The organism is Fructilactobacillus lindneri DSM 20690 = JCM 11027 (genome assembly GCF_002907375.1).
Lineage (GTDB): Bacteria > Bacillota > Bacilli > Lactobacillales > Lactobacillaceae > Fructilactobacillus > Fructilactobacillus lindneri.
The window spans coordinates 1-9,791 of sequence record NZ_MIYK01000003.1 but is presented as its reverse complement, the minus strand read 5'-3'; the positions used below and the strand labels follow the sequence as shown (position 1 = coordinate 9,791).

Below are 9,791 nucleotides of genomic sequence, written 5' to 3'. Positions count from 1 at the left end.
CGATAACAAAAAGAATAATAATCATTCCTAAAATTACAAATAACGTTTTTTTCCAGCGTTTCATAATTAAATGGCTCCTCTCAAACTATGACTATCCGTTTTTCCAACTATGATAGTTGGTTAGTTGGCCTTTGTAATTCCCCCAAATAGAGAAATTGATATTGCCTAAATGTGCCCCATACTTCCCGACACCAAGCACGTATTTCCAGCGGGCCTAAAATTAAGCCGATTAGTCTAAGTTAACAAGCCAGGTATTCTGGCATCGTTGATATAGCCCCATTTTAACGCAATAAATCTATCAGAGTAGCCTTGGCTAACCTGATAGATTTCTGACAATATAAGCGTTTTGAATTGTGACAATTGTTTTTAATGGCTAGATTATCAATTTAAATCGCTTAAACGTCGGCTTATTCAGTGACTAATTGCTGGACAGTATCGGATATATGGATTTGTGTCTTATACTTCTTAAGGTCATGATTGTTAGTCGCTGTATTTCCCTTATGATTTAACAAGGCATCTAGCGCTGCTAGGTTGCTAACATAAGTCTGATTAATGTAGGTGCGAGACACAATACGTGCAACTTTAACATAGCTGCCCTTATGATACGCCATCACATAAGGATCTTTGACCCCAGGATTAAGCCCCGTCGTTAAGGTTAATTTGGTCCATTCATTACCCATCGTATTATCGGTGAACCAAGCGGTCCAGTAACCATTGTTCGCCTTATTGTTAGGCGAAATTTCCTTTTCACTAGGTAATTTAGTGTACCCGACTTTATAGGATAAAAACGGATCAAAGCGATCAATCGTCCCAATACCTTTATAATATCCCAAACATAAAATACCAATACTAACCAGTGCTAGTACGATCAAGCCACCTAAACCAAAAGTCCAACGACGATAACGACTTTTAAGCTTAACATCATGATCTATCTGGGTAGCCAAAGAGGGTTCTTTATCTTTTTTCATTGCAATCTCCTCGTTAAATAGAAGTTTTTCGAGTGAGATGTTAAACAATTGACTCAAAGCATGCAGGGTCTCTAAACTTGGCATATTCTTGCCAGTTTCCCAAGTTGAGACCGTTTGACGGGTCACATGTAATTTTTGAGCTAACGCTTCTTGGGTTAAGTTAGATTGCCTGCGCAAGGTCTTGATATCGTCTTTAAAGCTCAAATCTCACTCCTCCTAAATCATAATCAAGGATCTAAGGCAATCCTAGCAAGAATTACTAGCATTAGTCACGCAAATGTTACTTGCACAAGCCAATAAAGCCATTCTTCAGATCGTAATAACGTTCTGAAGAATGGCTTTAGAAATGATCAAAGGCCTATTTGTTAATTATAGACCTTGAATGAATTTTAACTAAATATGGCAATAAGTATTTTGGTATTATTTGAAAGATTGAAATTCAATTATGGCTTAACAATATATAGAGCAACTATAATCACTATGCAGATTGGTAAGTAGGAAATCAAAAATATGGGCCTCATCATACAACACAAAAAAGATTCTCCGGATCTAATGGGCTTCATTGAAAAATCGATATCTTTTTCATCTTTTTTCCTTACAACATCATAAAGATTTCGAAAATACCTTTCCTCTCTTAGATAAAAAGTATCACTAACCCAAAATATCAAGCAAAAAAAGAGACATAGTAACAAAATTAAATAGCTCATAGATTTATTGATATTAGCTAAATACACAGTTATTAATCCGCCAAGTATCGTTAATGACCACCCTTTTATAAGAAATGAATTAGATGACATACGATTGATGACATTTTCAATCATTTGAATATGCAAGCGCTTGTTTTCATCATTTTTCACTTATATATCCTCCAAAATCTAAATTAGTTTATTAGGGTTTTCTGCACATATTATAATCATCAATTCTATTTCTTAAAGAGACGGCTCTGTCTAAGCAGCCATCAACATCTAATATAAAATGTTTCGATTCGATAGCGGTAATATATGAGCTATTACCAAAATAGACAGTCTTTCCATAAATTTCTTTAATATCAGGATTTTTCTGATTAAACATGTTTTTAGCTATTACTTGAAAGGTTTTATCTGTATGTATTGTTCTTACTGTCTTTTCTTGTGGATCATTTTTGTCTTCATAGGTCCAACGAGTTAAAAAATATTCATAACTATTAAGTCTGTCAGGAAGAACAACCGCAATAATAGCATTAGGTAAACTCCTTGTTGTTATTCTTGTTTGTGTGCGTAAAGAATAAGCAATCTCCCAAGGAATCCATTGATCTTTTTCAGCCTTGAAGTGTTCAACCATATTAGGGGAAATCAAAACTAAAGTAACTGACGAGTCCCATATTTTATCCTTTAATTTCGTACGTATAGTTTCATCTTTAAAAATGCTTAGATCTTGGTCATCATTCTCGGCCTTGTTTAAATCATCACCACTAAATTTAGTATTTTGTAGGTAATCAACATAATCCCTAACGGTATCTTTATAATATCCGTTTAACGATGCCACATTACTATCTTTGTATTTGTATGAAACAAAAACTTTGTATCCCAATGCGATTTCCTCCAAGTTAATGACTCCCGTTATATAACCTATGAAAAATATAATAGATCTAATGGTTTACGATCACCCTTATTCTTCTGCATAGAATGCCACTTGCGTTCCCAATTCACTAAATCATTTCCCGTTATTTTTGATAATTTGGTAAGCTCTTGAGTCACATCATGCTGGAAAGATGGAAGTTTATTAGAACTTTTATTGATAGAATCAGAGTCTCTAAATTCTGCCTTTTCCATTAGTCGTTTGGGTACTTTTTTACTTATAAGCCTAGTAGTTTGAAGCTCATCATATATCCATGGGGAATTAGTCTTGTTTTTAATAGTGTTAACAACACTAATAGAATTTTCTGTATTTAAAAAAATAATACATTCACAAGAGTCAATCATGTCATGTAATGCTGATGACAATATTAAATTCACTTGGCTAGTTGAATAGTTTCGCTTGTCATAGTCATAAGTAATCTTGCCAGTTTTTTCATTTTTAGACAAAACACAATAATCATCATCAATCTTTTTAAGAAGATCATTTGAGTATCCCCAAACGGTTGAATCTATAAAGGCATCAATATCAAACTCAGTTTTTAACCAACAAGCTATCCTCTTAGCAATCAACACATCATTGTGAGAGTGTGATATAAAAACATCATAATTATTTTCTGGAAACCAATTATTTTTTAATTTAGTTACGTCTATTATTCCAGTTCCATCTGTCAAATCTATACTAGAGCCAACTCTATCTGATAAATTTGAACGAAGTTTACGTATTCCTGATGAATACAATTCAATATTTTGAGAAGAGACATCCATAAAATCCATTTTATCTGCCCGAGTTAAATTTAAGCTAAAACCCTTATACAATATGTATACCTCTCTTTTTTATCACTAATATGATTTCTTCAGTCAATTAATTATATAACATTTTTGCTAATATTAAGAAAACTTTACCAAAAGTGCCACCAATTTTTATTGCTTTTATTTTTATACACGTCCTCTTCTGAGGTACTATTTTGTCGTTTCTGAAATGGCCCAGAAGTTTCAAGTAAGCCACTTATTTTTTGAATATGGGCTTTTAACTCTCTATTTTCTTCTAAAGTTGTTAATTGCAGTTGTTGTTGCTGATCTATCAGTCTTATTAGATGGGCTATTTGTCGATCTTTAGTAGCAAGCTGTTTGTCACGTTGAGACTTTAAATCTGCTAATTCCCTTCTCAGAGTAGAAACCAGCTCATTATTTTCTTCGCTAGCCTTTGTTGCTTTTTTGCTACCTGTTTGTTGGTTCTTTGCTACCAAAGGCTTTGCTACCTTGTCTTTGATAATTCTTTCAGCTGTAGGGCTAATCATGTTTGCACCCTGACTATCTTTTTGCCGGTTATTTGCTGGTAGTCTTTGGTAGTGATATTGAATAGTCTGTTTGGAGACATTCAATTCATCAGCAAGTTCTCTAATAGTTTTAGACATGATTTTAAAACCCCTTTCGGAGATCAGCGAGAAATTCTTGTCTTGCTTGATCTCTGATTTTTTGATCATGTTCAGCTTGTTTTTCAGCCAGTACCTGTTTTTCAGTTGTTCCTAAAGGCAAGCATTTAACTTTGTCAATTGCACGCCACTTTTCTTTATCTGATAATTCATCATTGTGCTGAATGTTAAAGAGTTTTTGACGCTCATCTTGAAATTTGCCTTGAGAAAAATCATTTGCGTCCTTTCTTTCAGGTTTCCAAGTAAAAGAATAACCGATAACTGGTTTTCCTCTGCCTTTGCCATATTTTTTTCTAATCGTTAGCCCTCTAAAAAGCGGGGTTAATTCTTCTCTAATTGGCTTAATAACCTTTTTGTCAACATTTGAAGGACTATTCCAATAACTTTTAGGTATATCAAGCAATTCAAAAAAATCTTCTTTAGAGAAATAAGAATAGCCAGTAGTTCGAAATTGCTTAATTAGACGAAACATTGTTTTAGCGTAACTGCTTTTTAAATTTCTAAATTCTGTTAGGGCATAACGAACCCAACTTTCTAAATTGTTTAGCAAGTGCAATGCTTTGGGATAAATCTGAATATCAACATAAGGTTCTTCAGCTTCACCTTTAATTTCAAATTCAGTAAACATAACAAAAAATTCACGATTTAAGCCACTCTTACTTCTACGGCCAAACCTAAGGCTGAGGATCTTTTGGTATGTATTTTCAATATCATCAATAAAACGTTTATTTGCGGTTGGTTTATAGTTACTAAGCTCTTTTAACTGGTCAAAAGAGAAACGAACAGTTTTATTCCCTTGATCCCGCATGCGGGAAACAATTGAAAAAAATAAATTCATCTCAATTGGGGTAAATTTTCTCAAGGGAATAGTATTCAACTCAGGATCATACTTAACTAACTCATTAGACATGATTATCACCTCAAACACATATTAAAATAAAAGTACCTTTTTATCAAGTACAGAACTTATAAAGGTACTTGATAAACAGACAAAAGGTACTTGATAAACAGACAAAAGGTACTTGATAAACAGACAAAAGGTACTTGATAAACAGACAAAAGGTACTTGATAACCTTCTGTGAGCCTTGGGAGAGTAAGGCGCAAGAGGGGTCTAAAAGAGGTTTAAAAGAGGTTTATAAAAGAGGTTTAAAAGAGGCACCACTGTACGAGGTCAAAACCTAGAATCAAAAAACACAAAGGAGTGAGCCAAAAAACGGCTCACATTAAACTCCAGTCGCACAGCTCCTTGCGCCTCACGCTGTTCGTTGCTTAAAAGGTGTGGCAAGCCACATTTAATCGGGCGCTAACGCCCCGAACCCCGTCCAAGCTGAGCCAGCTTGACTGCTTTTTCACTCGCCGTTAGGCAGGAAAGCAAAGTTTTGTAGAAACTTTGGCTTTCGCCATTTCAGTGTTAAGACTGGTTAAGAGCTGTCAATGGTAGCGGACGAGCGTAGCGTGGGAGCATAAGGAATTGACAGCAAACAGTTAGTTTTTCTGAATCTTAACAAGAATTTAGCGGCTATGTTCGTTTTTAAGGGCCTTATTTTTCGTTTTTAGCGGTTTTAAGACTGTTTATATATATTTATACCAAAGCAAAATCAAAAAGCCCTCAACAGGCTCTTAGAGGGCTAAATAACGAAGCCAGGACGATTAATAATATCTTCTTGTCTTTTTTGCAAAATATAAGTGTATGAGGAATCATACAAATTCTTTTTAATCTCGTCAGGTTCATTGACAGAAGCTTCAAACAATTCTTGAATATCAACTTGCCAAGGATCAGCAAGCATTTCATCAATTGGTTTTAATACTTTCTTTTAGTCCAGCTTAATTACTCCTAACATTAAAATAATGATTTCAATTTAGATACGCAGTTCTTAAAGTTAGTTATTCAAATTTTGTTGCCAGGTTTATGAAGATTCTCTGCATAAAGCAATTAAAAAAATTTGGTTGAAAGCAGCGGGATATGCAACAATTTTTAGCATTTAAAGCATAACAAACTTAGTTAAGTACAAGCATAAATTGAATTAAAAATACATTCCATTCAACAACGGGAAAAATCGATTATATGGTTATCAGCAAACCGAGTGAAACGAGGTCAATGCGCACTTACACCCTTGACAAGTGTCAATGGTAGATTTAATACCCATCGAAATGGGTATTATTTGTATTAGAAGGCTAGCGCCAACTATAAAAAACCTAGAGTAAACCCTCAAAAACCTAGAGCTGAATATCAAGATTGATCAATCACATTGCGAAGGATCCAATGACTATAAGCAAGACGAGCACTGGGAGTTATCACCCAGGGGTGATTAATTTCAAAAATTTGAATTTCAGTTGCTAAGTAAAGTGGCGTCTTACCATGATTAAAAGCAAAAACGGGTTGCGGAAAATCAGGCTTACTAGCAACTTGATGAACACTTTGACGAGAGTTCATCTGCCAACGAATTTTTAAATCTTCACGCGACAATAACTGTGGCAGCTGTGTTTTTTCAAGTTGAGCTTGTTGCTGCAGCTTTTGTGTAAAGGCTTGTTTAGTCTTGTTTTGATGCCAATCATCAAACAGATCATACTTGTTTGATTTAAAATCTAAATCCATAAAGCCAGCCTCCTAACCAAAATCAATTTTATCCAGCATCGTTTCAGTACTAGCCTGGTCTAAGCCTAAATAAGCTAAAGTCATGGCTTCACTTGAATGGTTTAATAAGTGCATGACCAAACCAATATTATAATTAGATTGTGTGTAGACACGATAAGCCCCGGTTTTACGCATTGTATGGGTCCCTAGATAATTAATTCCTAACAGATCGCCAACCTTACTCATAATTTTGTAGAACTGTTTTTCCGTGATATGGCGCTCAGGGTGTTGAATGGAAGGAAAGAGCCACTCAGAGGCTAGTCTATGATCAAGTAGCCATTGACGGTACAATAAGAGCTCTGTTTGAACTGGTTTAAGATACAAGGTATTCGGTTTACCCGTTTTTCGATCGTGAATGAACGCATTTTGTTTAATAGAACCGTCCGGATTAAAAATATCGGTTTGCTTTAAGCGCATGACATCACTCACTCGCAGTAGCGTAGCTTTGCCAACTTGAAAAACTGTATAGTTACGCCGGCCAGCTTTAAAGTTATTGAGTAACGTATCTTGAACCTCTTTGAGAACGTTTGAATCTTTGATGGGTAAGACAACTTGTTGCATAGTTTTAGCTCCTTAAAAAATTGATTTTTAGTACAAATTAAAGTACAATATTAAGTACAATGAAAGGGTGGTAAATATGACATTAGCACTAACACAGAGCGATTTTCGCGCTAACCTAAAAAAATATTTAGATCAAGTTAATGACGAAGACGAAACCGTTTATATTGCTCGTTCAAATAGTCGCGCAGTAGCCATCGTTTCACAAGAAAAAATGGACTGGCTAGAAAGAGCATTAAAAGCTAAAGAAGGTTCGTTAGAATATGCAATTGCACGTGATCAGTTAATTAAACGCCATGTTTTACTTGACGATGAAATTGTTGAATCAGATGATGATTATTGGGGCCAGTTTAAATAATGAAAAAACTAAGATTTAAACCACGTGCAACCTTTAATGCTGATCTAAAACGGTTAGCCAGTTTAGACAAAGCTATTATTGATGAAGTTCGAGCAGCCATTGACCTGTTGCTTGAGCAGCAACAATTACCACCAGAATTTGAAGATCATGAGCTTAATCGGCGAATGAGCGGTTATAATGAATTTCACTTACGAGATACCCCGAAAAACAAAACACCAAGCGAAACTAACGATGTCCTGGTGGTTTATACGATTGATAAAGATGAACTAGTCTTAATTGGCATTCGAGTCGGATCGCATGATCGTTTATTTCCTGGTCAAAATCGTTCCAAAAGGTATCGAAAAAATGACGAATAAGAGAAGTCATTTATACCATATAAAAATAAATAACCCCTAATATCTACATTATAGATATTAGGGGTTATTTTAACAATGTTTTTGAGGGGTTATTTGGAACTTATAACCCCTATAATTTAGTTTTACTTTCTAGGCTTAACAAATAGCAGTAAGACAAGTTGGATCAAGACGATAAAAATAAAGAAAACCACTAGCACAATAAAAGCAGCTAATTTAGTTGCTGGCGTTTGAATTGTTCCGGCACCATCAACTTTTCTAATGAAAATTACAAAGCTTAGTGAACTAGAAGTTAAATGCCATATGTATCAGTAAGTATAAACGTTGAGAAAAGGAGTAATTATCATGTTGTCAAAAGCTTTAGAAAGCTCTGATATAAAAAAACTCGGCCAAAAACCGGCCGAGATACGCGTTATTTTTTCAGCCACTTGATAACCCGTTTATCAAGACACAAACCAACAAGGAGACAGACGATACCAATAATCTTGATTGGCCAAGTTGTTGCGTTTACAAAAATCAGCATACCGAATATAAAAATGAATAGCGAAGCTAGTTGCATAAATGTTCATCTCCCTAAAAAAACTAATGCCACTTGTGATAATTCCAAGAATATGTCACTTTTGAATTTACTAATTGTATATCATATCGATAACCATGTTTAAGGGAATTAAAATTATCACCTACAAGTCCTGCCACAATTGCACCAGCTTTTCCTGCGGATAGACCTCCAATAAGTGTTAGACCAGAAGCATGTTTTGCCTTAAGATCTCCCTTTGAAATGTATACGCGATAGGTACGTACCTTTACTTTGCTATGCGTTTTATGTATTGACTTTTTACCTAAACTTTCGACTTTTGAAGTCCACACCCAAGCTTTTCCATATTTCCACAATAACGTTTTAGCTGAAGCTGTTGTGTCACCAAACCCAGGAATATTATTATTGGTTACAATACCTCCTAGAGATAAGCAAACCACTGTAATAAAGGTAATTGCTAAAGCTCGTAATTTTTTATGCATAACACTTCTCTTTGGTTGAAAATGAACACAAGCCAGTAAATTATGACTAGTTTTAGCAACTGCGTGGCTCAAAAGAAGCCTCGACTGTCGCTCGGCAGAACGTTTCCAGAGGCTCAAAAACGCCCTTCGCTACAGCTCACGGCAAGACCACCTCTAATCGGTCACTAAAAAGTCAAAATGGCTTAGAAGGCCTCTGAATGGCTCTTACTCGAGTTGCGATTTAATTCCAATCAGTTTCACAAGTCGTGGATAGAACAGGATAAGGGAGAGTGATATCACTCCCTTGTAAAGCCTGCGCAGTGCTTGATTTTCTGATGATAGCTGCGATTGCTCATTTCGTGTTTAATTCGTGATTAAAAAATAACCACGAATTAAACACGATGGCTTTTACTTAATCCGAATTGTCTTCGTTGGAGCTGGCAATTGATACGTGCCATTGGCAATTTAATTACAACGAAAAAAACCCTTTACCGGCATGGTAAAGGGGTACTTTCGCCGCAATTATCAGCGTGAGTTTTCCACGTGATTCAATTGGCGAAAGAAGGTCAACAACTCAGGATAGAATGCTTTGTAGTCAAGTTTGTTGCCCCAATTGTCTACGTCCCATTTTTCGAGTTGTTGCTGGAATTGTTGCGCTTGCAATTCAGCCGATTAATCGGGTTTATGCAAGAACCGTTAATTGCCTAAGTAGAAATAGATGGCACCGATAACAAAAAGAATAATAACGATAACAAAAAGAATAATAATCATTCCTAAAATTACAAATAACGTTTTTTTCCAGCGTTTCATAATTAAATGGCTCCTCTCAAACTATGACTATCCGTTTTTCCAACTATGATAGTTGGTTAGTTG

13 protein-coding genes are annotated in these 9,791 nt (G+C 35.3%); 2 read left to right on the top strand and 11 right to left on the bottom strand.

Annotated elements, in window-relative coordinates:
* Nucleotides 1–407 precede the first annotated feature (407 nt).
* The 9 genes from BHU33_RS02875 to BHU33_RS02835 form a co-directional block, all read right to left on the bottom strand.
* Nucleotides 408–1,172 carry a helix-turn-helix domain-containing protein gene (locus tag BHU33_RS02875; protein ID WP_054646967.1) on the bottom strand — a complete coding sequence of 255 codons (765 nt, stop codon included), beginning with the start codon at nt 1,170–1,172 and terminating at the stop codon, nt 408–410.
* A gap of 239 nt (nt 1,173–1,411) precedes the next feature.
* Nucleotides 1,412–1,825 carry a hypothetical protein gene (locus BHU33_RS02870; RefSeq protein WP_054646968.1) on the bottom strand — a complete coding sequence of 138 codons (414 nt, stop codon included), beginning with the start codon at nt 1,823–1,825 and terminating at the stop codon, nt 1,412–1,414.
* A 31-nt stretch (nt 1,826–1,856) separates the two neighbouring features.
* A complete protein-coding gene (locus BHU33_RS02865; RefSeq protein WP_054646969.1) occupies nt 1,857–2,537 on the bottom strand; it encodes a TIR domain-containing protein in 681 nt (226 codons plus the stop codon).
* Between the two features lie 38 nt (nt 2,538–2,575).
* Nucleotides 2,576–3,400 (bottom strand): hypothetical protein, encoded by an 825-nt coding sequence (locus tag BHU33_RS02860; protein WP_056997572.1) that lies wholly within the window; start codon nt 3,398–3,400, stop codon nt 2,576–2,578.
* Between the two features lie 83 nt (nt 3,401–3,483).
* Nucleotides 3,484–3,999: a DUF536 domain-containing protein gene (locus BHU33_RS02855; protein WP_054646971.1), complete on the bottom strand. Its 516-nt coding sequence runs from the start codon at nt 3,997–3,999 to the stop codon at nt 3,484–3,486.
* A 4-nt stretch (nt 4,000–4,003) separates the two neighbouring features.
* The gene (locus BHU33_RS02850; protein WP_054646972.1) at nt 4,004–4,927 is read right to left on the bottom strand and encodes a replication initiation protein; all 924 of its coding nucleotides are present in this window, start codon (nt 4,925–4,927) and stop codon (nt 4,004–4,006) included.
* Between the two features lie 719 nt (nt 4,928–5,646).
* Complete coding sequence (locus BHU33_RS02845; RefSeq protein WP_103433985.1) at nt 5,647–5,805, bottom strand: hypothetical protein; 159 nt, start codon at nt 5,803–5,805, stop codon at nt 5,647–5,649.
* Between the two features lie 443 nt (nt 5,806–6,248).
* Nucleotides 6,249–6,614, bottom strand: a complete 366-nt coding sequence (locus tag BHU33_RS02840; protein WP_054646963.1) for a hypothetical protein — start codon at nt 6,612–6,614, stop codon at nt 6,249–6,251.
* 12 nt (nt 6,615–6,626) lie between these two features.
* A complete protein-coding gene (locus tag BHU33_RS02835; RefSeq protein ID WP_020090510.1) occupies nt 6,627–7,214 on the bottom strand; it encodes a site-specific integrase in 588 nt (195 codons plus the stop codon).
* Nucleotides 7,215–7,290: 76 nt separating this feature from the next.
* Here BHU33_RS02835 and BHU33_RS02830 point away from each other — a divergent pair, with 76 nt between their 5' ends.
* Both BHU33_RS02830 and BHU33_RS02825 read left to right on the top strand, forming a co-directional pair.
* Entirely contained in the window at nt 7,291–7,569 is a 279-nt protein-coding gene (locus BHU33_RS02830; RefSeq protein ID WP_054646964.1) for a type II toxin-antitoxin system Phd/YefM family antitoxin, read from the top strand.
* Nucleotides 7,569–7,925, top strand: a complete 357-nt coding sequence (locus BHU33_RS02825; RefSeq protein WP_054646965.1) for a type II toxin-antitoxin system YafQ family toxin — start codon at nt 7,569–7,571, stop codon at nt 7,923–7,925. The genes BHU33_RS02830 and BHU33_RS02825 overlap by 1 nt, the downstream gene beginning before the upstream one ends.
* 122 nt (nt 7,926–8,047) lie before the next feature.
* Here the strand turns inward: BHU33_RS02825 and BHU33_RS02820 are convergent, their stop codons facing one another.
* Nucleotides 8,048–8,227, bottom strand: coding sequence for a DUF3923 family protein (locus BHU33_RS02820; RefSeq protein ID WP_082383586.1), 180 nt, complete (start codon nt 8,225–8,227; stop codon nt 8,048–8,050).
* A 277-nt stretch (nt 8,228–8,504) separates the two neighbouring features.
* Nucleotides 8,505–8,939 carry a hypothetical protein gene (locus BHU33_RS02815; RefSeq protein ID WP_141117429.1) on the bottom strand — a complete coding sequence of 145 codons (435 nt, stop codon included), beginning with the start codon at nt 8,937–8,939 and terminating at the stop codon, nt 8,505–8,507.
* Nucleotides 8,940–9,791 lie beyond the last annotated feature (852 nt).